General features: G+C 72.2%; 21 protein-coding genes and 1 pseudogene. 10 read left to right on the top strand and 12 right to left on the bottom strand.

Features of this window, described 5'->3' with window-relative positions:
- The first annotated feature begins 102 nt into the window (after window positions 1–102).
- From L2C96_RS23525 to L2C96_RS23515, 3 genes are all read left to right on the top strand, one after another.
- Window positions 103–294, top strand: a complete 192-nt coding sequence (locus L2C96_RS23525) for a hypothetical protein (RefSeq protein ID WP_237337778.1) — start codon at window positions 103–105, stop codon at window positions 292–294.
- A complete protein-coding gene (locus L2C96_RS23520) occupies window positions 294–527 on the top strand; it encodes a hypothetical protein (protein WP_237337777.1) in 234 nt (77 codons plus the stop codon). Before L2C96_RS23525 ends, L2C96_RS23520 begins: the two co-directional genes overlap by 1 nt.
- Before the next feature lie 69 nt (window positions 528–596).
- On the top strand, window positions 597–929 hold the full coding sequence (locus L2C96_RS23515; protein WP_237337776.1) for a DUF1707 SHOCT-like domain-containing protein: 333 nt from the start codon (window positions 597–599) through the stop codon (window positions 927–929).
- 9 nt (window positions 930–938) lie between these two features.
- Here the strand turns inward: L2C96_RS23515 and L2C96_RS23510 are convergent, their stop codons facing one another.
- The 5 genes from L2C96_RS23510 to L2C96_RS23490 are packed head-to-tail and all read right to left on the bottom strand — an operon-like array spanning window position 939 to window position 5036.
- Window positions 939–2867 carry a copper resistance CopC/CopD family protein gene (locus tag L2C96_RS23510; RefSeq protein WP_237337775.1) on the bottom strand — a complete coding sequence of 643 codons (1929 nt, stop codon included), beginning with the start codon at window positions 2865–2867 and terminating at the stop codon, window positions 939–941.
- Window positions 2864–3130: a glutaredoxin family protein gene (locus L2C96_RS23505; RefSeq protein ID WP_237337774.1), complete on the bottom strand. Its 267-nt coding sequence runs from the start codon at window positions 3128–3130 to the stop codon at window positions 2864–2866. The genes L2C96_RS23510 and L2C96_RS23505 overlap by 4 nt, the downstream gene beginning before the upstream one ends.
- The gene (locus L2C96_RS23500; RefSeq protein ID WP_237337773.1) at window positions 3127–3882 is read right to left on the bottom strand and encodes a peroxiredoxin family protein; all 756 of its coding nucleotides are present in this window, start codon (window positions 3880–3882) and stop codon (window positions 3127–3129) included. The genes L2C96_RS23505 and L2C96_RS23500 overlap by 4 nt, the downstream gene beginning before the upstream one ends.
- Window positions 3863–4828 (bottom strand): cytochrome c biogenesis CcdA family protein, encoded by a 966-nt coding sequence (locus L2C96_RS23495; protein WP_237337772.1) that lies wholly within the window; start codon window positions 4826–4828, stop codon window positions 3863–3865. Before L2C96_RS23495 ends, L2C96_RS23500 begins: the two co-directional genes overlap by 20 nt.
- Window positions 4821–5036 (bottom strand): hypothetical protein, encoded by a 216-nt coding sequence (locus tag L2C96_RS23490; RefSeq protein ID WP_237337771.1) that lies wholly within the window; start codon window positions 5034–5036, stop codon window positions 4821–4823. Before L2C96_RS23490 ends, L2C96_RS23495 begins: the two co-directional genes overlap by 8 nt.
- Window positions 5037–5188: 152 nt before the next feature.
- Here L2C96_RS23490 and L2C96_RS23485 point away from each other — a divergent pair, with 152 nt between their 5' ends.
- Window positions 5189–5560, top strand: a complete 372-nt coding sequence (locus L2C96_RS23485; protein ID WP_237337770.1) for a BlaI/MecI/CopY family transcriptional regulator — start codon at window positions 5189–5191, stop codon at window positions 5558–5560.
- Window positions 5557–6519, top strand: coding sequence for a M56 family metallopeptidase (locus L2C96_RS23480; RefSeq protein ID WP_237337769.1), 963 nt, complete (start codon window positions 5557–5559; stop codon window positions 6517–6519). Before L2C96_RS23485 ends, L2C96_RS23480 begins: the two co-directional genes overlap by 4 nt.
- Window positions 6520–6666: 147 nt before the next feature.
- Here the strand turns inward: L2C96_RS23480 and L2C96_RS23475 are convergent, their stop codons facing one another.
- Window positions 6667–6954: a class I SAM-dependent methyltransferase gene (locus L2C96_RS23475; protein WP_237337789.1), complete on the bottom strand. Its 288-nt coding sequence runs from the start codon at window positions 6952–6954 to the stop codon at window positions 6667–6669.
- Here L2C96_RS23475 and L2C96_RS23470 point away from each other — a divergent pair.
- Window positions 6928–7285, top strand: a pseudogene (locus tag L2C96_RS23470) (cytochrome c biogenesis protein CcdA); the annotation flags it as partial. The gene L2C96_RS23475 and the pseudogene L2C96_RS23470 overlap by 27 nt on opposite strands.
- A 57-nt stretch (window positions 7286–7342) precedes the next feature.
- Window positions 7343–7960, top strand: a complete 618-nt coding sequence (locus L2C96_RS23465; RefSeq protein WP_237337788.1) for a sulfite exporter TauE/SafE family protein — start codon at window positions 7343–7345, stop codon at window positions 7958–7960.
- Between the two features lie 609 nt (window positions 7961–8569).
- Here the strand turns inward: L2C96_RS23465 and L2C96_RS23460 are convergent.
- The 4 genes from L2C96_RS23460 to L2C96_RS23445 form a co-directional block, all read right to left on the bottom strand.
- Window positions 8570–9028 (bottom strand): hypothetical protein, encoded by a 459-nt coding sequence (locus L2C96_RS23460; RefSeq protein ID WP_237337768.1) that lies wholly within the window; start codon window positions 9026–9028, stop codon window positions 8570–8572.
- A 192-nt stretch (window positions 9029–9220) separates the two neighbouring features.
- Complete coding sequence (locus tag L2C96_RS23455) at window positions 9221–11569, bottom strand: poly(ethylene terephthalate) hydrolase family protein (protein ID WP_237337767.1); 2349 nt, start codon at window positions 11567–11569, stop codon at window positions 9221–9223.
- 742 nt (window positions 11570–12311) lie between these two features.
- On the bottom strand, window positions 12312–13163 hold the full coding sequence (locus L2C96_RS23450; protein WP_237337766.1) for a neutral zinc metallopeptidase: 852 nt from the start codon (window positions 13161–13163) through the stop codon (window positions 12312–12314).
- Window positions 13164–13233: 70 nt separating this feature from the next.
- Window positions 13234–15876: an AfsR/SARP family transcriptional regulator gene (locus L2C96_RS23445; RefSeq protein WP_237337765.1), complete on the bottom strand. Its 2643-nt coding sequence runs from the start codon at window positions 15874–15876 to the stop codon at window positions 13234–13236.
- Between the two features lie 115 nt (window positions 15877–15991).
- Between L2C96_RS23445 and L2C96_RS23440 the strand changes: the two genes are divergently transcribed.
- Window positions 15992–16162, top strand: coding sequence for a hypothetical protein (locus L2C96_RS23440; protein ID WP_237337764.1), 171 nt, complete (start codon window positions 15992–15994; stop codon window positions 16160–16162).
- 119 nt (window positions 16163–16281) lie between these two features.
- Here L2C96_RS23440 and L2C96_RS23435 read toward each other — a convergent pair whose 3' ends face one another.
- Entirely contained in the window at window positions 16282–17838 is a 1557-nt protein-coding gene (locus tag L2C96_RS23435; protein WP_308191177.1) for an MFS transporter, read from the bottom strand.
- A gap of 9 nt (window positions 17839–17847) precedes the next feature.
- Between L2C96_RS23435 and L2C96_RS23430 the strand changes: the two genes are divergently transcribed.
- A complete protein-coding gene (locus tag L2C96_RS23430) occupies window positions 17848–18399 on the top strand; it encodes a TetR/AcrR family transcriptional regulator (RefSeq protein WP_237337763.1) in 552 nt (183 codons plus the stop codon).
- Window positions 18400–18434: 35 nt separating this feature from the next.
- Complete coding sequence (locus L2C96_RS23425) at window positions 18435–19502, top strand: winged helix DNA-binding domain-containing protein (RefSeq protein WP_237337762.1); 1068 nt, start codon at window positions 18435–18437, stop codon at window positions 19500–19502.
- Window positions 19503–19641: 139 nt separating this feature from the next.
- On the opposite strand, the gene L2C96_RS23420 is transcribed toward L2C96_RS23425, so the two are convergent.
- The gene (locus L2C96_RS23420; RefSeq protein WP_020417642.1) at window positions 19642–21228 is read right to left on the bottom strand and encodes a LuxR C-terminal-related transcriptional regulator; all 1587 of its coding nucleotides are present in this window, start codon (window positions 21226–21228) and stop codon (window positions 19642–19644) included.
- Between the last annotated feature and the right edge of the window lie 73 nt (window positions 21229–21301).

The raw sequence follows: 21301 nt of genomic DNA, 5'->3' as shown, positions 1-21301 counted from the left end.
GTGGTTCCGGCCCGGAACGTGGCATCACGACCGGGAACTATCTACGATCTCCGTACGTAGATAGTAGAAGAGGGTGTTGGACCTCGACCCGGTGGAGGAATCGTGGAATCGCTTCTTCTAGCTCTGGCGGTGCTGGCCTGCCCGGTCGGTATGGGCCTGATGATGTGGATGATGATGCGCGGCCAGCGCAAAGGTTCCGGCGACAGCAGCGAGCAGCAGGTGGCACAGCTGCGTGCGGAGATCGACCAGCTCAAGGCCGATCGCGAGACGCGGCAGCCGAAGGGTGCCCAGTGATGTCCACCTGGGTCGCCGCGCTCATCGCGGTCGCCGCGGTCACGGTCACGTACTTCACCTGTATCCGGCCGATGCGGCGCGGAGACGGGCACTGCGCCGGATCCGGCGAGAACCCCGAGCTCGATCGACAGATCGCCGAGCTGCGGGAGGAAGTGCGGGTCCTGCGGGCACAGGACTCGCTGGACGCCGGCCAGGTGTCCGGCGGCAAGTCAGCACCGCCCACGGATGTCTGACTCCGCGTCGGGGTATCCACAGGTTGTCCACATGGTCGAAACATCCCTCTGTTCCAGGAGGCAGCGCCAATGAGCGACTCGACGATCCGGGCCTCCGATGCCGACCGCGAGCGCGTGGTGACCGCGTTGCAGCAGCACGTCGGCGAGGGCCGGTTGACCCTGGACGAGTTCTCTGAACGGTCGGCGGCGGCCTACCGGTCACGCACCAGGGGCGAGCTCGACGTCCTGACCCGTGACTTGCCCACTCCCGCACCGCGGGCATCGACGACGCGTCGACCGCTTGTACCGGTACTCGTCGTCGTGGCCGTGCTGTTGCTCGGCGCGCTGCTCGCGATGGGCTATCCGGCGACCGCGGACGCGATGGGCGAGATGATGTCGCAGATGGGCCGGATGTGCGGGTGACCGGTGTGGTCAGTCGTGGTCGGGGTAGAGGAACCGGCGGTGGACGAGGTGCTTGTCGTCGGTGAGGGTTTCCTCGCTGATCCGCCCTCGGTTGTCGAGGGTGAGCAGGACGTTGGCCGACGCGGCGGGGTAGCCGAGCGCGAGCCGGACCGGTTGGTCGCTACGGGAGATCCGCGCGGCGATCGGCGCGACGCCTGACGCATACGGCTCCTGGGAGAGGAAGAACGCTCCGGTCAGGTCGAGCTTCTGGGGCGTGCCCGCGCCGGTGGTGGTATCGCTGGTGACGGTCTCGTAGACGGTCACGCGTTCGACGGTGCGCAACGCCGCCACCGCCCGCGCGAGTTCGTCGGCGCCGGATTGGGGTGGCCAGGCAACGAGCAGGCTCACCGTGCCGCCCCGCCACGTCGATGCCTCCGCCCGCAGGGTCACCACGTTGTCACCCTCGTGCCAGTCCACGGTGGACACGAAGCAGCCCACGCCACAGCCGCGGAACTCCAGCGGTGCGGCAGTCTCGCGGTCACGGCCCTGTTGCCCGGACAGCGTGTAGTCCTGCTGTTCCTGGGGTGCGTAGTAGTCGCCCCGGCGCGGCGTGGTCAGCCGGACCACGAGCTGGCCGTCGCTTGCGGCGGCGCTCACGCCGATCTGCCCAGCCAGAGTCCCGAGCGGTATCACCTGTCCACGCGCCGGTGGTGGGGTCGGCGGCTGGCTGCCGACCGGTGGGGTGGAGACCAGCGCGGCGCTGACCGCGAGCACCGCGACGAGCACGGTGCTTTCGAGCCGGGCCAGCCGACGTACGCGGCCGAGGTGTTCGGCGCGGCGCAGGCCGAGGCGGGCGGTGAGCGCCAGCCCGGCCACGACGGTGACCAGGGCGAGTTTGACGAGGAGTACCTGTCCATAGGTGGTGGTCACCAGCGCGGGGAGCGGGACGAGCAGGAGCGCGGTGATGGTGCCGGTGGCAACCGCGGTGAGGAACACCCACACCGCGAGCCGGGCGTAGCCGAACAGCACCCACCGCACGGCGGGCCTTTCTCGGCGCCATGCCACGGCGGCTCGGACCACGTGCAGCAGCGCGCCGACCCAGATCGCGACGGCGGCCAGGTGCACGCCGGTGAGCACCGCGCCCCAGCCGGGCGCGGCCACGTTCGCGTGGGAGCGCAGCCCTTCCGCGGCGACGACCACCAGCAACGGTGCCGCGGCCCATGGTTGACGCCCCAGCGCGGCCAGCGCGAGGGCTACCGCCAGGCCGGCGGCCTCGGCGAGAAGAAGCTGGCCTGCACGGCCCTGCCACAGGGCGCTCACAGTGCCGGTGTCGGTGACCAGCAGCGCCGCCAGCCCCGCGACCCCGGGCAGGCCGACGAGCCCGCCGGGTACGACCCAGGACCGCACGCGGTGCAGTGTGGGATTCTCCGTGCGTGCCGAGCGGGTGAGGCGCTTGCCGACCACGCCGCCCAGGGCGACCGCCAGGCCGGCGAACAGCAGCCAGCGCAGCGCGGCCTCGACCCAGGACACCTGGCTGCCGCTGCTCGCGGTGGCACCGGTGACGGCCGTGCCGACAGCGAAGCGGAACTCCTCGTCGACCAGATCACCGTCCGACCCGGTCACCTGCCAGCGCACCACATAGGTGCCCGGCTGCAGCGCACCCACGGGGCGCGCGGTAACGACGGTCCCATCCCTGGCCGTGCTGGTGTCGCCCATCGGTAGCGGGCGGCCCGCGCTGTCGAGCAGAGTGATGGCGCGCGGCCCGATCGTGACGGTCTCGTTGAACACCAGCGTGACGACCGCAGGAGTGTCCGGCACGGCCGTGTCGGTGGCCGGTTCGGTGAACAGCAGCGTCGGGTGCGCGCTAGCCGGTGCCGCGCCCGCCAGCGTCGTGGTCACGAGCACGACCAGTAGGACGGCTACTCGGCCCAGTGTCCGACGCCAGGTCGGCTTGGTCATGTGTGGACGCGGGTGTTGAGTTTGCGGCGGAGCTTGCGTTCGGATAGTCGCCCGAAGGAGAACGGCTGGGCATCCACCAGCACACCGGGCGCGAACAACACCCCGGCTTGGGTGGCCAGGCGCTGGCCTTCCGGGCTGGCCAGGTCGATCTCGCTGACCTGCAACGGGTACTCGTCGGCCAGCCGGTTCAACACCTGCTTGGCCTGGTCGCAGAAGCCGCAGTCGTGCTGGGTGAGCAGGGTGATCTGCACCGGCTCGGTCACGGTTTCCGTTCCGCGGTGAGGTCGGCCAGCATCTTCTGGGTGGGCAGGAACATGGTGTAGTCGGGTGCGCCGCCGTAGTCCGCGCGCCAGCGGATGATCCCGTCGGGGCCGACCAGGATGAAGCTGTGGCCGTCGCGCATCTCGCCCATCATCCCGTACTGGTTGGCGGTGTAGGCGCGGGATACCCGTAGGTCCGGGTCGGACAGTACCGGGGTGGACAGCTTCTCGTCGGCCATCTTCTGTCCGATCAGGCGAGCCGGATCGGTGGTGATCGACACCACGGCGTCCACGCCCGCGTTCTTGAGCGCGGCTTGGTTTTGTTCCAGGTCGCGGATCTGGTCCCAGCACGGCTGACAGGAGAGACCCTCCTGGAAGTACAGCAGGACGTTCTTGCCACGGAAGTCGGCCAGGCTGACCCGCCCACCGCTGGCGGAGGCCAGGGTGAATTCCGGAGCCGGGGCGCCGGCACCGGGCTGACCGGCCACGTGCTGGTAACCGCTCCCACCCGTCGTGCTGTTCTGCTGGCTCTGCTGACTCGGGGAGTTCTGGTAGATCAGGTACAGCACGGTGACGGCGAGGACGACCACCACTACCCCGAGGATGATCCACACCGGACGGCGCGACGAGTCATCCCGCGCCTCCCGCACCGACCGCGCCGCAGCCTGTGCCTGCTGGCGCTGGCGTGTCTGGATCTGGCGAGCGCGTTTGCCCGCCGGGGTCCGTTTCGCGGTCTTACTGCTGGTCTTGCTCACGTCGGTTCCCCTCTTCGACGGTCACGGGAATCGGCCCAAAATCGGTCTCGTCCTCGCCCGCACACGAGGTGCTGCTCGTCTCGACAGGGACCGCGGTGCGCCGGGCGCGGAGGGCGCGGTGGAGGAGCAGAGCGAAGCCGAGCAGCAGCACGAGGAGCAACGCCCAGCCGGGGATCCACGCCAGGGCGTTCACCACGACGCTGCTGGCGTGCTGCAGCCAGGCGCTCAGCTCGGTCTGCCAGCCACCGCTGGGCATGCCGGGGCCGGTGAAGGCCAGCACCAGGGCGAGCACGCCCATGGCGATCATCAACAGCCCGCCCGCGGCGCTGCCCAGCGCGATCCGGCGCTGCCAGCGGCCCAGCCGCAGCCGCAGCGTCCGGTCGGTCAGCAGCCGCGCGGCGCGTTCCCGGCGACGGTCCCAGACCAGTGCGACCAGGGCGAGCGGCGCGACCATCCCGGCGACGTAGGCGCCGCCGATCGCCAGCGCCGCGGGAAAGGAGGCGGCGGCACCGGAGAGCACGGCGACGCCGGCCAGCACGGGGGCGCAGCAGGCGCTGGCCGCGCCGGAGAACGCGCCGAGTACGTAGGCGGAGCCGAAGCTGCCTTCCTTGACGGTGCGGGCGCCGGGCATCGGCAGGTTCGGCTTCCAACCGGCCAGGACCGCGATCCCGCCGAGGATCATCAGTGCACCGCCGATGGAGAAGATCCACAGGTGCTGGCTGACCAGCAGGCTGCTCAGGAACGTGGCGCCCAGTCCGATCGGCAGGATCACGGTGGCCACTCCGGCGCCGAACACCAGCGTCGCGGGCACGACCCCGCCGCGGTGCCGGAAGCCGGTGGCCAGGTAGGCGGGCAGCATCACCGACACGCAGCACGGCGCCAGCAACGCGACCACCCCGCCGAGGAACGACGCGAGCAGCGTGGTCCCGAGCAGCAGCTCACCCACGGCCAGCCTCCGGCATGTCCGACCGCTCAGCCTGAAGGTCGGCCACCTCGGCGCGCAGCCGCGCCAGCTCCTGCTCGGCGCCGCCGGACGGCGCGGTCGGCGGGCGTGACCGGCTCTGGCGGGCCATCAGCAGCATCATCAGGCCCATCCCGATCGGGCAGGCCAGCGCCGCCAGGGTCAGCAGCAGGTTCTGCATCGCCACTCCCATCTACGGTCTCCGTACGTAGATAGTAGCTTGGTGGTGTGTGGTCGCTGTTGCACCGACCTGCTCCCCTGGTGACCGGCTGGTGACCAGCGGCGACGGATCGCGTGGCCCAGCGCCGTAGGCTGGGATGGGCGAGACGAGGATCGGGAGGCGGTGTGCGCGGGTTCGGGGACCTGGAGGCGGTGGTGATCGACCGCCTGTGGAGCCGCGAGGGCAAGACCACGGTGCGCGAGGTGTTCGACGAGTTGCGTAAGAAGCGGGACATCGCCTACACCACGGTCATGTCCACGATGGACAACTTGCACCGCAAGGGCTGGCTGGACCGGGAACGCCAGGGCAAGGCATACCGCTACTGGCCCACGCTCACGCGGGAGGAGTACAGCGCCCGGCTGATGCGGGACGCGATGACCTCGGGCGGAAACTCCGATCTCGTGCTGACCCACTTCCTGGCGCAGATGACCGACGAGGAGTCCGCCACGCTGAAGGGGGCGCTGCGGCGTCTGGCCTCGACCGGGGAGGCGGAATGAGTGTCGCGGCCTGCCTGCTGCTCTACAGCTTCGCTGTCGTGGTGCTCGGCCCCGGCCTGCTGACCAGGCTGACCCGCACCGGGGTGGCGCCGCGACTCGGCGTGACCGTGTGGCTGGTCGCGATCGGCAGCGTCGTGGCGTCTTGGGCGGTCGCCGCCGGGTTCCTGGCCGGCGAACTCGTCCGGGACTGGACCCAGCCGGGCGACACGGTGGTCAGCGCCTGCTTCGCGATGCTGCAGCAGAGCGCCCTCGGCCGGTACGGCGTGCTCGTCCAGATCGGCCTGCTCGTGCTCGCCGCAATGGCCGCCGCGGCGGTGGGCCGACTGGCCTGGCGGCTGGCACGGTCCCTGCTGCGGGCGCGGGCCTGCACCCACGAGCACGCCCGGATGGCTCGCCTGGCCGGGCGACACGTGGCCGGGCTGGAGGCGGTGGTCCTCGACGCGCCCGAACGGGCCGCGTACTGCGTCGCCGGACGCCCGCACACGATCGTGGTCACCAGCGCGGCACTGGACGCGCTCGACGAGCCCCACCTCGACGCGGTGCTCTGCCACGAGCGGGCCCACCTGGCCGGACGGCACCACCTGATCCTCGCCGTTGTACGGGGACTGGCGGCGATCCTGCCCAGGGTCGAGCTGTTCACCACCGGTGCCGCCGAGGTCGCCCGGTTGCTGGAGATGTGCGCCGACGACGCCGCGGCCCGCACCCACGGATCCCGCACGCTCCTCGGCGCCCTGCTCGCCATGTCCGACGCCGCCCCGATCCTGCGCGGTGCGCTCGGGGCCACCGGCGTCGGTGTGCTCGCCCGTGCCCAGCGCCTGGCCGCGCCGCCCGGCCCGGCCGGCCGGATGCGGGCACGTCTGCTGCTGACCGCGCTGTCGGCGCTGCTGGTCGTCGGCCCGTTGGTCACCGTGCTGCTCACCGCGGCCGGCTTCGCAATGTGTGACCCGCTGGGTGGCTGACCTCTTCGCTCAGCGCACCGGGTGGGCGCGGCCGAGGATGTGGGCGTGCGCCGGAACCCACCGCAACGGCGCGTAGGAGAACCGGTCGAGTTCGTCGATGTCGAAGCCTGCCGCCCGGATGGCCGCGGCGGTGTCCCGGTTGAGGTGTCAGCCGCCGCCCGCTCGCGACCACAGCGGCGTAATGGCGTCCTGCAGCGGGCTGAACCACGGCTTGGCTGACCGGACGTGCTCGAAGAACCGCAGCTCGCCGCCCGGCCGGAGGACCCGGCGGATCTCGGCGAGCGCACCGGCGATGTCGGGCACGGAGCACAGCACGAGCGACGCGACTGCGGCATCAAGGCTGTCGTTCTCGACCGGCGGGGCGTCGGCGTGGCCGGGCACGACCCGCACCGGTACCGGCGCTTGCTCGGCGGCGTTCTCCGCGCGGGCGCGCAGCCGCTGCTCGGCGCGGTGTAGGGCCTGGGCTGGACCTCCTGCCTCGGCCCGGCGCTGGCCGGAGTCATCGCCCTGGCCAGCGGCACCCAGGTCGGCCCCACCACCTGGCGCGGCCTGCTGCTGATCGCGGCGTACTGCCTGGGGCTCGGCCTGCCGTTCCTGCTGCTCGCCGTGGGCGCCCGATGCGCGGTGATCGCCAGGGGCTGGCTGCGCCGCCACATCCGACGCATCCAGCAGGCGGGCGGAGTCGTCCTGATCGCCATCGGCATCGCGCTCCTCACCGGCCCTGGGAGAGGTGATTGCCCGGTTGCGCGGGCCTATCTCCGGATTCACCGCCTCCGCGATCCCCGCCTCCTTGCTTGTCGTCGGCGTCTCCTCGGCGGCGGCGGTGATCCCGCGGCTGCGGTCCGGCACCGTACGCTGGCCGGTCGCGCTGGTCTTCGGCGCCGCCGGTGTCCCCGCCGCCTTCGCCGGGGCGGCGATCGGGCGTCTGGTGCCGCCACGGTTCCTGCTACTCGGGTTCGCCGTCCTGATGGCCCTGGTCGCCGTCCGGATGCTCCGCGAACCCACCGGCACCGGTGCGGCGGCGTGCCGGAACAGCGGCGGCCGGGTCAATTGGCGGGCGTGCCTGCCCAAGGCCCTCGCCGCCGGGATCGTGGTCGGGCTGCCGACCGGGCTGTTCGGCGTGGGCGGTGGCTTCCTCATCGTGCCCGCCCTGACCCTTCTCCTCGGGCTCGACGCCGGTGAAGCGGTCGCCACGTCGCTGGTCATCATCGTGCTCAACTCCGCCGCCGGGCTCTCCGCGCATGCCGACGCGCCACTGGACTGGACTCCCACCGGCATCTTCGGCAGCGCTGCCACCCTGACCGCCCTGGCGGGCGCCCGCCTCGGCCGTCGGCTGCCGGCACACACGATCCGCAGCGGATTCGCCAACCTCGTGCTGGTCATCGCCGCCGCCATCGCCATTACGGCAATCGTCGCCCCGGCTACCTTGCCCATCGACTGACGACGGAGCTCTCCGGGCGTGGCAACAACATGCCCACTTGCGCGGAGTTAGCCGTGATAGTCAGGAGCGGGCAATCAGATACGAATCCACGGTGTTCCACCTCGGCGCCTGCAGTCGCTGCCAGCAGTCTGCCCGCAAGCGATCACCAGCGGGCAACGGCGGATCAGGTCGCGCCCCACTCAAGTCAGCGGCCTCGTTCGGTCAGCCCAGCGAGGCCAGGTGACGCACGACGATGACCTGTCGGTCTGCGGCGTCCCAAATGGCAACCGGGATTCCCGCTCCGTTTCACGCGGCTTGCCCCTGGGGCAAAACTGGGGCACGGCCATGCCTGTAGCGGCGTTCAACGGCATCGAACGGCGCTCAACTGCCCCAGAGTGCCCCAGCCGACCAGGGAATTCTCTAAAGCCGCAGGTCAGGCGGGGTAGCGCACCACACTGGCAGTGTGGGGGTCAGGGGTTCGAGTCCCCTTAGCTCCACAGTCGTCAAGATCGCCCGATCTGCTCACGGTAGCAGGTCGGGCGATTTTCTTTTCGGTGTCCTGCATGGGGTTGGTGTAGGCATGCCACGGCGGGACCCGCGCGCGTGTGTGGGTGCCGTGCTGCTCAGCGCCTACCGCGGGCGGTTGAACCAGGCGCCGGCCTGGGCGGTGGCCATCAACGCCAGGATCATGCCGCTACAGGCGAACCCGATGACCGGGCCGCCCGTGAAGATGAGGCCGAAGCCGTCCCCCAGGCCCAGGCCGCCCACGCAGGCGACGATCATCAGCGATGCGTACACGATCGTGGTGACCCGGACACCGCCACCGCCGGTGGCGAACTTCGTTCCCAGGATGATCGACAGCGCACCCAGGCCCAGCAGCACACCGACGACGGCGACGGCATCGGCGATGCCCCCGCCGTCGTTGGCGACGATGCCGCCTAAGAGGCCGGCGACGAGCACGCCGACGGTGAGCTGCAGGCCACCCATGACGAACAGGAGTACCCGCGCCGCCCTCATCAGTCCGGGCATGTCCGTGCCCGTCGGATGGCCCGGGTAGCCGTAGGAGCTGTTCGGGGCACTGGATCTCATTGGTGGCGTCCTCCTTCGGACCGTCCCGAACGGCGCAGTGTACGACGGAGGCAGGGGGCAGCCGGGGCGGCTCCACCTGGGACGTCAGGTTGAGGCGAGGAACAACCCGAAGGCGAGGAGTGTTTCCGGTGCGTCCTCGGGCTGGCGGTGCCGGGGGTTCCCCTTGCGTGAGGGAAACCCCCGCTGCCGGGATCATGCTTCGTCGTCGTGGACGGTGGCGTAGGCGGTGTTCTTGCCGGTCACTGCGTTGGTGGGGTAGCCGAGCACGACTTCGTACCGGGTGTCGGCACTGGCGTCCACCGTCGAGTTGTCCTTGATCGGGATGGTCACCGTGGCGGTGGTCTGCCCGGCGGGAATCGTGACCTGCTGGGCCGCCGCGGTGATCTGGGTACCCGGACCGGCCATGGCCTGCAGGTGCACGGTCACCGGCAGCCTGCTCGCCTTGGACAGCCGCACGGCGACCGTCGCGTTGCCGGCGTCCTCGTCGGCCGTCGTGTCGCTGACGGACAGTTGCGACAGCTTGGTCGGCGCACCCGTGCCGACGGACGGCGTGGTGAACGCGAGGTCGGACAGGAGCACCCCGCCGGTGGTGGTCGCCGTCGTGATCCGGATCTGCCGGATGTCGGTCGTGTCCACCCCGGTCATCGCGGCGACCGGCCAGCGGACGGTGCGCAACCACGTCTTCGGCAGCAGGTCCTCGTTCCCTGCAGGCAGCGGCGAGAGCGCGCCGCTCAGGGCCGAGACGGTGGTGGACTGCGTCCGGCCGGCGCCGTCCACGACGGTGAGCCGCAGATCCGCGGCGGTGTTGCCCGCGTCCGGCGCCGCCCGAAGGGTCAGCGCGCCGTAGCCGCTGACGTCGTACCGGCCGGACGGCAGGGCGGCCGTCATCTGGCCACCGCCGGCCCAGGTCAGGTGCAGCATCGGAGTGGCCGGCACGTTCGCGGTGTGGGTCACCGGGGTGAACGACGGGAAGCGGCTGGTGGCGGTGGAGTCGGTGCACGAGGGCAGGCCGCTCTGCGGGGAGGCGCCGGCGATGCTCGCGCAGTACTGGCCGAGCACCTTGCCGGAGAACGCGACGTTGGCGGCCGGCGCCTGCAGCGGAGCGACGTCGAGCCGCTGCGCGGCGGGCGACTGCGTCGCCTGCAGCACCGTCGCCGCGCCGACCTGGACCGCGCTGCCGGAGCCGGACTGGAACATCGGCAGGAAAGCGCTTTCCCTGCCGAGGGTCATGCGGAAGAAGGCGGCGGTGTAGGCGACGCCTGCCGCCCGCTGCTCGTCCACGGTGAGCCGGGTGTTGCCCGCCGTGGTGCTGCCGCAGGCCGGGTCGGCCGGGTCGACGTAGAGGTCCCAGTCGTCGCCGTACAGCTTTGACCACACGTCGTTGAAGTAGTTGTGGTTCGCGCCCATCACGAGCAACGACGACTTCAGCGCGGTGTCCGTGCCGCTCGTGTACCGCGAGTCCTCGAAGAAGTGCTGGCCTTCCTGGTTCGAGACGTCGCCGTCGCAGTAGGGCAGCAGCACGGCCATCGGCACGTCGGTCAGTGCGGGGCGGGTCCGGTCGATCGGGGCGATCGGGAGCACGCCCCTGATCCCGTACGGGGTGGGGCGGGCGGCGTTGAGCAGTGCGGCGCGGACCACGCCGTCGCCGCCGCGGGAGTGGCCCATCAGGCCGACGTTGCCGAGATCGAGCTTGCCCTTGAGCACGGTGCTCATCCCGGCCGCGGTGCCTGCGTCGGCCTTGGCGAGCAGGTCGAGGTGTGCCATCACCAGCTGGCCGCGGGCCAGGCCACCGCGGTCGGGCGACGCCGTGCTCTGGTCGAAGGCGCCGATCGCGTTCGCGCTGATCGACACCACGACGTAACCCTGGCTGGCGAGGGTTTCCGCCGGCCGGGCGTAGCCGAGGTAGCTGGGCACCGGCTCGAGGCCGTTGACGCAGGGCCAGTTCGCGTTGTCGAACGCGCCGGAGTCCGGGTCGTAGCAGGCGTCCGCTCGGCCGTGCAGGAACACCACCACCGGCCGCTTGCCGGACGCGCCGACCGGCACCCACACCGCGGCCCGCTCCTCGACCGGCACGCCGGTCAACCCGGACAGCTGGAGCGCGGTGTCACCGAAGTCGTAGTCGGCGCGGGTGACTCCGTAGCGTCCCGTTGCCTCGGGCGCGGACGTGATCGGCGTCCCGGCGGCCACGTCGGTCGCGGTGGCGGCACTGCGGGTGCTCGTGCCGGGCACCACGCCCTGCCACGCCACCCGCACCGACGACGGGTTCGCCGCGGCGGGATCGGTCGTCACCAGGGTGAGCGTCCGGCCGTCCCGGGACTCCTGCGCCTCACCGAGGGACCGGCCGTCGACCGCGAGTTCCGGCGACGCGTCCCGCGCCGGGAGCCGCTTGTCGAGCGTCAGAGTGATCCGGTAGCCGCCGTCCACCGGCGTCACCGACCAGGAACCGTCGGCCGAAGCCGCCGACGCCGACGGCGTCTGCAGCAAAGCCAATCCCAGAGCCAGTACCGCGCCGGTGATCGCCGGTCTCCAATGCTTGCGCATCCACACCCTCCCGGGTTTCGTTGCGACCAAAGGCAAACAGCGTTCAATCTAGGCCCGGGTGCTGGCGTGGTGGTGTCACGAAGATCGTCAGGGCGCGCAGGTCAAGGCGCCGGGTACGGGAGCGCAACCAGGAGAGGTACTGCCAGTCGAGGCGTCAGTTGCCCGCGGGTGGGGTGCCGCCTGCCGGCGGGGCGCCGGCACCCATTTGCCGCCGGTGGCTTCCTGCTGCGTGGCGCTGTTCGCGTACTCGTTGGTGGGGTCGCGGTAGATGGTGTGGACGTGGCCCCAGCCGGAGGTGTTCACGCCGTCGACGTCGGCGCCCGCCGAACCCTGCTGACTGGCGAACTCGATGTAGGCGTTCGGCCCGGGTTGAGGAGAAGCTGCTTCTGCTCGTCGGTGAGATCCGCGCCGGAGAGCCCGGTGCCGGTGGGGTAGTCGCAGGTGCTGCCGGGCGCGCAGACCATGGCCGCGACTTCCTCGCCCTGGTAGAGGGCGGCTTTCTGGCCGCGAAGGGCTGCACCTCTCCGCCGTCGGCGTTGGTGTAGACGGCGGGTTGCCCGCCAGGTGGGTGGGGGGCGAACGTGCTGGCGCCGGCCGTGCCGCCGAGGGTGGTGTTGATGCCGAGGTGGTGACCGCCGGAATTCGAGGACGGCCATGGCGGCGCTGCCCCGGCGGTGAGGTCGTGCAGGTTGAGACCGCCCGTTCGCACCTTCGGGGAACTTCCCCAGCGTGCACTGGGGAACTAGCCCACGTCGTCGGCCGGGGCGGTCCACGTGTCGCACTGGGCGGTGGCGTTGGTCCGGTGGCCGCGGTCCGCCCAGTCGGCTTGGTTCAACCGCGAGCCGTGCGTTTCGCTGCTGAGGGTGGTGTGGAAGGTGTCCATCATCTCTTCCGCGGCGGATTTCGTGATCGATCCGCCGCGTGCGGCGTCACCGAGGAACAGGCCGGCGAAGCACGTCGCCTGGAGTTCGACGCGGCGGGTCGTCTCCAGCGCGGCCGCCGAACCGTGGCCTGCGTCGTCCTGCGCCCGCTCGGCCGCCCGGAGCATGCCGCTGAGGTACTGGATGTGGTGCCCGTACTCGTGGGCGAGGATCGGCAGCACCACGGCCCGCTGGTACCGCGCGTCGCCGCCGGGGACCAGCACGCGGCTGCGCGGCATGTAGATCGTGGTGTTCGCGGAGCAGTACATCGCGGCCGCCTCGTCCGCGGACGGCCGCCCGCAGAGGTTGCGCGGGATGTCGTCCGCCCCGTTGATCGTGACGGGCCGGATCGGCACGCGGAGCGCGGCGAACACCGGCGCCCAGGCCGCTTCCATGCACCCGACCGCGGCCTCGTAGTAGGCCTGCAGCGGTTCGGGCGGGGTGTCGAACGGCGGGAGCTTGCAGGTGACGTCGGCGAGCTTGACGTCGTGGGCGAGCAGCGGGTGCCCGGCGAGCCGGGTCATCCGGGGCGGTGCGCCCACCTCCGGCTGCAGGAGCCGGCTGACCGATCGCGCCTTCGCCACCTCGCCCACGGGGTTCGCGCCGATGTTGATCCAGTCGAGGCCGGCCAGCCCCGCGGCGAGGACCGCGATGGCCGTCACGAGTGTCCACACGCGTCTTCTGGCGCGCGAGGGGAACCATGCGGACACGAGCACACCCCCTCGGTAGAGCGCCGGACACGATTCACCGCCTTCGTCGCCGACGGCCGCGATCCGTTACGCCGGTATCGCCGAGATCACGTGCGAGACCGCGCTCTGCCCGCTCCCGCTCGCGCCGGTAGCCGACCCGCGTGGCGGTTTCTCGCGCCAGGCCGTAGCACTCGCGCGCGAGCGCTGTCTCGCCGAGCGCGTGGTGCGCGTCGCCCAGGCTGTTGGCCGCCATGGCGAGCAGGAGGGGGTGGTCGAGGTGCATCAGCAGGTCACGGGCGCGTCCGGCGTGCTCGCGGGCTTCGGCGGGCCGGTTCGCGGCGAGCAGCACGTCCGCGAGGTCCGTGCGCGCCCACGCTTCGCCGAACGGGTAGCCGAGCCGCACGGCCCTCGCGACGGCCTCGGACGCGGTTCCGACGGCGTCGCGCGTCCGTCCCAGCCGGGCGAGGACGTGGGCGTACTGCGCGTCGCTGAGCACCGAACCGTGCCGGTCGTCGGTGCGTTCGCGCAGGTCACGGGCCTGGGAGATCGAGGTGAGCGCGTCGGCGAAGTCGCCGAGGATCTCCTGCGCGTGGCTGAGGTTGCCCAGCACCAGCGCGGTGAGGCGCTCGTCGGCCGGCACGTCGAGCGCCTGCCGGTAGTACGTGATCGCCGTCCGGTAGTCGCCCCGCATGCCGTGCAGCGTGCCGATCCGGGACAGCGCGCTCGCCTGGGCCGCCGGATCGTCGACGGCCAGCCGGAGACGTCGTCGCGTCGTGGTCATCGCCGCGTCGAGGTCACCGCTGTCCCACTGGGCGTTGGCGAGGTTGTCGAGACTGCGCAGCAACGCCTCGGTGTCCCCGAGACGTTCCGCGGCCGCGAACCCGGCGCGGGCCACGGCGACGAAGTCGTCCCGGTGCCCCCGGACACGCAGGAACTGGGCGGCGTGGTCGGCGATGCGCCACGCGTGGACCTCACACCGCTGCGCGAGCGCGAACTCGGCCACTGCGCGCAGGTTCGGGCGTTCCCGGACGTGCCACTCGGTGTCGCCGCCGTCGCGGTAGTAGCCGAGCAACCGGTCCCGCGCGGCCCTCGCTTCGCCGGGCCGGACGAGGTCGCGGGCGTACTCGGCCAGCAGGTCGTGGAACGTGTACCCGTCCGGGTGCGGGCGGCTCAGCAGGTGGGCGTCGCACAGGTCGTCCAGCAGGCGTTCGGTGTCCGGGAGCCCGGTCAGCGCCGCGGCGGCGTCCGGGGTGACGAGCGGGCCCGGGTGGATGCCGAGGACGCGGAACAGGTACCGCTGGGGTTCGCCGAGGTCGCGATAGGACAGTGCGAACGCCGCCGCGATGTCGCGGTCGGTGGTGCGCAGCTCGCGGAGCCTCGATCGCCGGCCGGCCAGGCGTTCGGCGGCCCGGCCGGGTTGGTGGCGCACGCGGGACGCGGCGATCCGGATCGCCAGGGGGAGCCCGCCGCACAGCCGGGCCACGCCGTGGTCGCGTCGTCCGGAGACCGCGGTGAACAGCGCGGCGGCGTCGGTTTCGGGCAGGACGTCGAGCGGCACCGGCACCGCGCCGTCGACCGCGGTGAGGCGGCGCCGGCTGGTGGCGAGGACCGCGACGGACGGGGACCCCGGGAGCAGCGGCAGGAGGTGGTGCGCCCCGGCGGCGTTGTCGAGCAGGACCAGCAGCGCCCGGCCGGAGGTGCGTGCTCGCCACAACGCGGCGCGGTCGTCGAGGCTGCCCGGGTGCTGCGGCGCCGGGACGCCGACCTGGAGCAGCAGGGACGACAACGCGGCCGCGGGATCCAGTGGGTCCCGGCCCGGCGAGTAGCCGTGGAGGTCGACGAACAACTGGCCGTCGGGGAAGCGGGAAGCGGCCCGGTGCGCGGCGTGCACCGCGAGAGCCGTTTTGCCCACGCCCGCCATCCCGTGGACGAGCACGACGTTCCCGCCGTGCAAGGCGCCGAGCACGAGGTCGAGCTCGCGCCTGCGTCCGGTGAAGTCGGGCGTCCGGTAGGGCAGGTAGCACGCGCTGCCGTCCCGCTGGATCCGCGCGTGCAGGGCGCGCAGGGCCGGTCCGGGTTCGACGCCGAGTTCGGCGGCCAGCCGGTCCCGGGTGCGCCGGTAGGTGAGCAGGGCGTCGGCGGTGCGTCCCTGCCGCCACAACGCCTGGATGAGCAACGCGGCGAGCCCTTCGCGCAGCGGGTGCTGGGCGACCGCGGCGGTCAGTTCCGCGATGTCGCCCGCACGGGACAGGTGCGCTTCCAGGATCGTCAGCCGTTTTTCCTCCAGCCGGGCGACTTCGCCGGCGAGGGCGTGGCTGGTGACGCCCGCCAGTGCCGGGCCGCGCCAGCACGCCAGCGCCTCCCGGTACTCCTCGGCCGCGGCGTGCCGTTCGAAGCGCGCCAGGTCGCTGTCCGGCGGGTTCAGGACGAACCCCGGGCCGGTGGCGGTGAGGACGTCGTCGGGGAACCCGGCCGCGACGAGCGCGCGGCGCAGCGCCGAGGTGACGTTGCGGACCTGGCGCACCGCGGTCGCCGGGGGATCGCCGTCCCAGACCACCTCGACCAGCCGCGACACCGGGACGACGCGGCCGGCGTCGAGGACCAGCGCGGCGAGGACGCGTTCCTGCCGCGGCCCCGACACCCGCACCGGGCGGTCTCCGGCCAGCACCTGGACCGGCCCCAGTACCCGAATATCCATGGCGCGGTCCAGACAACCACTCGCCGGCGGCGGCCGGGGCGCCCGTGATGCAGATGTGATGCACGGTGGCGGGACGCTGCGCAGGACAGTTACCTCGACTCGTCAGGGGGAAGGCATGCGCATCAAGGGCATCGTCACGGCGGTTCTGGCGGCGGCGGCTTTCGTCGCGGTCGCCGGGCACGACTGGAACGACTCCGTGGTGGCGGGGCACGACTGGAACAACTCGGTGGTCGCCGGGCATCCGTGGAGTAACTCGGTGGTCGCCGGGCACCCGTGGGACAACTGACCTGGTCGCCGGGCTGGTGCTGCGCAGAGGGAGGCACCAGCCCGGCGCCCTACCCGGCTCGTCGCGGTATCGCGGTCGTCGCGGCGAGCGGCGTCGTGCTCCGGCGGACGCCTGATCCGCTACGAGGAGCCCGTTGACGCAAGCTGCCGGGCTCGTCCGGGAATCGCGAAGGCAACCGCGGCAGCCGCCGTCAGAATGGCCGCGATGAGCAGGAACGCGTGGCCGTAGGCAGCGGCCAACTGCTCAGGCGTGGTGGCCGTTGTGCCGGTCGCCGCGACGAGCACGGCGAGACCGAGGGCGGCGCCGGCCTGTTTCGTGGTGTTCATCAATCCCGAGGCGGCACCCGCGTCGGCCGGGTCGATTCCGGCGGTGACGGTGGTGGTCAGCGGGGTGTTGAGCAGGCCGGAGCCGAGCGCGATCAGGATCGCCGGTCCGGCGATGCCGACGAGGTAGCCGCTGCCGGGAGTGAGCGCGCTCTGCCACCCGAAGCCGGCTGCGGCCAGGAGCGCGCCGCCGACGATGAGCAGCTGGTGCCGGACGAACCGCATGAGCCACGGCGTAAGCCACGTGCCGACGGCGATGCTCAGCAGCGTGTGCGGCAGGAAACCGAGTCCGGTCTGCACAGCGCTGTAGTGCAGCACGTTCTGCATGGACAGCGCGAGGAAGTACCACATCGGGTTCAGGCACGCCCCGGTTAGCAGCATCACGGCATTGCCGACCAGGATCGCGCGACTGGTGAACAGCCGCAGCGGAATCAACGGTGTCCCCGCGGCCCGCCACTCGATCAGGACGAACGCCGTCAATGCCGTGATACCGATTCCGACGGCGGCGATCGCGAGCCCGTGGCCGCCGCCGTCCGCGAACCGGCTGACGCCGTAGCTCAGCGCGCCCAGGCCGACGGTGACGGCGACGGCACCGGGAACGTCCAGGCGCGGCCGCGACGCCCGGCCGGTGTCCGCGGGCAGCAGCTTCACCGCGGCGACCAGGGCCAGCGCCCCGACCGGGACGTTGATCAGCAACGTCGACCGCCACGTCAGGAACTCGGTCAGCGCGCCGCCGAGCAGATTGCCCGCCGTGCCGCCGGCTATCCCGACCGCCGTCCACACGGCCAGCGCCCGCGTCCGCCGGGCGCCCTCGGGGAACGCCGCCATCAGCACGGTCAGCGTCGCCGGGGCGAGCACCGCCGCGCCGAGTCCCTGCACCGCCCGCGCCGCCGTGAGCAGCCCCGCCGTGCCGGCGACGCCCCCGGCCAGGCTGGCCGCGGTGAACAGGGCGAGGCCGCCCAGGAAGGTCCGGCGCCGTCCCCAGACGTCGGCGAGTCGGCCGCCGAGCAGCAGAAACCCGGCGAAGACCACGGCATAGGCGTTGACCACCCACGGCAAGTCCGCAGCGTTGAACCCGAGTGCGGACTGGATGGACGGCAGCGCGACATTCACCACCGAGACGTCGAGCACCACCATGAACTGCGCCGCACACGACAACGCCAGCAGCGCTCTGCCCCGGGTTTTCGCCTCGTCGGACCCCACGTCGACCCCTTTACTGTACAAGCGTATTATATACATGCGTACTATAAAGACCGAGCGGAGGAAGTGGTGCCGAAGATCGTCGATCACGCCGAACGCCGCGCGCAGATCGCCGAGGCGCTGGTCCGGGTCGCGGCGCGCGAGGGGCTGCACGCGGTCACGATGCGCACGGTCGCCGCAGAAGCCGGGGTGTCGGTCAGCCTGGTGCAGTACTACTTCGACACCAAGGCCGAACTGTTGCACGGCACGCTTGAACACCTCGAACGGCGCAGCGTCGAACGCTGGCGAGAGAGGACGCGGGATGCCCAGTCGTCGACGCGGGCAATCGCAGAAGGCTTCCTCGCCGAGGCGCTGCCGACCGATGCCGAGAGCCGCGCGCACCACCTGGTATGGACCTCGTACGCGGTGCTGGCCATGACCGACCCGGACCTCGCCGCGCACCCGTTCGTCGACGGCCCCAACCGGCGCGAACGCGAACTCGCCGACATCCTGGCCGACGCCGCCACCCGGGGTGAACTACACCCCGGCAGGGACCACCGCGCGGAAGCCGCGAGACTGCTGGCGCTCAGCCACGGACTGGGGACCAGCGTGCTGGTCGGCCAGCGCAGCACCGACGACGCCCACGCGATCCTGGCCTACCACCTCGACCGCCTGTTCCTGCCCGCGACAGCAGGCGATCTGCACCCAGCAGCCCGGAAAGAGGACACCACCTGACCGCTTCCCCTGCGACCATGGGCACCGTGACCACTATGGACAGCAGGGCCCTCAACCGGGCGGCGTTGGCTCGCCAGTTGCTCCTCGAGCGGGCCGATCTGCCGGTCGTGGACGCGGTCTCCCACCTGTGCGGCTTGCAGGCCCAGGAGCCCCAGGAACCGTTCGTCGGGCTGTGGTCGCGGCTTCGGGGGTTCCAGCCGGCCGCCCTCGACGAGCTGCTGACCGGCAGGCGGGTCGTCCGCACGCACCTCATGCGCCGCACCATTCACCTCGTCACGGCGGACGACGTCCTGGCCTGGCGGAGCCGCCACGACGCGATGCTGCGCCAGCGGGTGTTCGGCGTCTACCGGCGCGAGCTGGACGGCGTGGACCCCGGCGAAGTGGCCGCGGCGGCGCGGGCGGAGCTGGCCCGTGACGAGCCGTGCACCATGGCCGACATCGGGCGGGCGCTCGCCGGGCGCTGGCCGTCCGCGGGGCCACGCCCGCTGGGCGAACTCGCGATCGCCGCACTCGTGCCGACGGTGCAGGTGCCGCCGCGCGGGCTGTGGCGCGCCAAGGCGGGCGTCCAGAACGTCCGGCTGTCCTCCTGGCTGGGACGCGACGTCGAGCCGCTCCCCGAGGACGGCGCCGATCCCGTCGGGCAGGCGCTCGCGCGCCGCTACCTGGCCGCCTTCGGCCCGGCCACCGTGGCCGACCTGCGCGCCTGGAGCGGCCTCGCCGGGCTGCCCGCCGCGGTGGCCGCCATCCGCGACGAACTGGTCGCCTTCCGCGACGAACACGGCCGCGAACTCCTCGACCTGCCCGACGCACCGCGCCCCGACCCCGGCACATCCGCCCCGATCCGGTTCCTGCCCGCGTTCGACAACGCGATCCTCGGCTACCAGGACCGCGCCCGCATCATCGACGACGCCCACCGCAACCTCTCGGTGGCCGGTGAGCGCGTCGTGCTGGTCGACGGCCGCGTCGCCGCCACCTGGACCGTCGAAGCGGACACCGTGACCGTCACCCCGCTGCGCCGCTTCACCCGCGCCGAGCGGATCGCCGTCGACGACGAGGCCCGGCACCTCACCGCGTTCCTCGCCGGCGACGGCCGAACTCCCTGACCCACCGCGTCATGTCCGCGGCCCCTGCCCGGTCTGAGTGGTGCGGGGGGCCGCGAAGCTCGCCGGCGGACGCCGTCCGGCTCTGGGGTCGAAGGGGGTGGGACGGGCGGTGTTCCCGGCGAGCGTGTGCCACCCCGGCTCAGAGCAGGCCCAGCTCGTACGTGCGCATGATCGCCTCGTCCCGGTTCGAGGCGCCCAGCTTCCGGTAGACGCTCTGCAACTGGGAGCGGACCGTCGCCACGGAGACGACCAGGCTGCGGGCGATCTCCTGCGGCGAGTGGCCCTGCGCCAGCTCGGTCAGGACCCGGTGCTCGCGGTTGGTCAGCGCCACCAGGTCGATCCGCTCCGGAAAAACCGGGCGCGCGTGGTCCAGGCGCGCGGCGGCGGTCTCCGTCAGCTCGATCTCGCCGAGGAGTTCCGCGCGTTCGGCCGCGGGCAGCGTCGCCAGGGACGCCACCTCGTCCGGCTCGCGGACCGAGGACAGCATCCGGACGGCGCCGCGGGCGGCTTCCCGGTCACCCATCCGGAGCGCGGCCACGGCGTGCACGAGCAGCAGCTGCGCCTTGTCGCGGCGCGGCGTGCCCGCGTCCCACACGCTGCGCGCGGCGATCGCCCTGGCCTGCCGGTGGTCGCCCGCCAGCAGGTGCAGCCGGGCCGACGGGACCGCCAGCCAAGCCGGCACCGCGGCCGTTTCGCGCCGGAGCATCCGCAGCGCGCGGTTTCCCTGTCCGGCGGCGATCAGCAGGTCGGCCCTGGCGCGGTCCAGCACCTGCTGCGCGATGCCCGGCCCGGCGGTGGCCTGCCTGCTGATCCGAATCCGCTCGAGCTGGTCGAGCCCGTCCGCCGGATCACCGAAGTGCAGCGCGGCCGCGCCGACCATGGCCGCGACGAACGGCCACACCTCGATCGGTTTGGTGCCGTCGCCGGTCACCGCGAGCGCGGCCGCCACGCCGTCCCGGTCGTGCCGGTCGAGCGCGAGCCAGCCCTCGGCGATCGTCGCCCCGACGGTGCCGAGGAAGGCGACCGACGGCATCGGCGGCGGGTACGACCGCATCGTCTTGATCCAGCGGGCGGCCGCCTCCTGCTGGCCCTGGTGCGCGAACACCATGGCCAGGTTAGCCGCGGCGTTGATCCCGGCGAAGTGCGTGAGCGGCTCGGCCCGCGCCTGCTCGTGCGCCAGCTGGTAGAGGGCGGTGGCGCCGTCCAGGTCACCGGCCAGCGACCGGGTCAGACCTCGTTGCAGCGCAAGCCATCCGGGCCGCAAGGTCGACCGTTCCCGCGGCAGCGGGCGGAGTTCGTCCACCCGCCGCGCGAGCTGCTCGCCGAGCTCGTCCGCCTCGTCCAGGCTGCCCTGCCCCCGCAACTGGACGAGCTTCGCGGTGCCCAGCGCGATCAGCGTGGCGGGCGGGACGTCCGCGGTCAGGTCGAACTCGTTGGCCATCCGCGCACCCACTTCCATGTAGCGCCGGAGGAACGCGCGCAGTTCCGCGTCCGCGGGGCCGGCCAGCGCGTGGGCGTTGGTGAGCCACGCGATCACCAGCCGCGGCCTGCCGTGCAGGACTTCGGGCGGGATCGACCCGAGCGCGGCGACGAGCGTCGCGGCCAGGTCCGCGGGCAACGCCAGCCAGTGCCGGTCGCAAAAGTCCTCCAGCTCGTCCCAGTCCTGCGCGCCGACGATCCGGCGCAGTTCTGCGGGGAACTCGTCGAGCGAGCTGCCGTCGTGCACTTCTCGGATAGTAACCACCGCGGAGAAGTGATCGTCTGGAAGCGCTTACTGCTACTGACAGTGTCCTTGCGGT

Origin of the sequence: Amycolatopsis tucumanensis, from assembly GCF_021654135.1 — a bacterium.
Taxonomy (GTDB): Bacteria; Actinomycetota; Actinomycetes; order Mycobacteriales; family Pseudonocardiaceae; genus Amycolatopsis_E; species Amycolatopsis_E tucumanensis.
Note: the sequence above shows the minus strand (reverse complement) of the source record. Positions and strands in the feature narration are given on the sequence as shown.

Coding starts and splice junctions, on each gene's coding strand:
- L2C96_RS23520 (WP_237337777.1), top strand. CDS start 294: ATGTCCACCTGGGTCGCCGCGCTCATCGCGGTCGCCGCGGTCACGGTC.
- L2C96_RS23515 (WP_237337776.1), top strand. CDS start 597: ATGAGCGACTCGACGATCCGGGCCTCCGATGCCGACCGCGAGCGCGTG.
- L2C96_RS23510 (WP_237337775.1), bottom strand. CDS start 2,867: ATGACCAAGCCGACCTGGCGTCGGACACTGGGCCGAGTAGCCGTCCTA.
- L2C96_RS23490 (WP_237337771.1), bottom strand. CDS start 5,036: ATGGGAGTGGCGATGCAGAACCTGCTGCTGACCCTGGCGGCGCTGGCC.
- L2C96_RS23480 (WP_237337769.1), top strand. CDS start 5,557: ATGAGTGTCGCGGCCTGCCTGCTGCTCTACAGCTTCGCTGTCGTGGTG.
- L2C96_RS23460 (WP_237337768.1), bottom strand. CDS start 9,028: ATGAGATCCAGTGCCCCGAACAGCTCCTACGGCTACCCGGGCCATCCG.
- L2C96_RS23455 (WP_237337767.1), bottom strand. CDS start 11,569: ATGCGCAAGCATTGGAGACCGGCGATCACCGGCGCGGTACTGGCTCTG.
- L2C96_RS23445 (WP_237337765.1), bottom strand. CDS start 15,876: ATGGATATTCGGGTACTGGGGCCGGTCCAGGTGCTGGCCGGAGACCGC.
- L2C96_RS23440 (WP_237337764.1), top strand. CDS start 15,992: ATGCGCATCAAGGGCATCGTCACGGCGGTTCTGGCGGCGGCGGCTTTC.
- L2C96_RS23430 (WP_237337763.1), top strand. CDS start 17,848: ATGCGCACGGTCGCCGCAGAAGCCGGGGTGTCGGTCAGCCTGGTGCAG.
- L2C96_RS23425 (WP_237337762.1), top strand. CDS start 18,435: ATGGACAGCAGGGCCCTCAACCGGGCGGCGTTGGCTCGCCAGTTGCTC.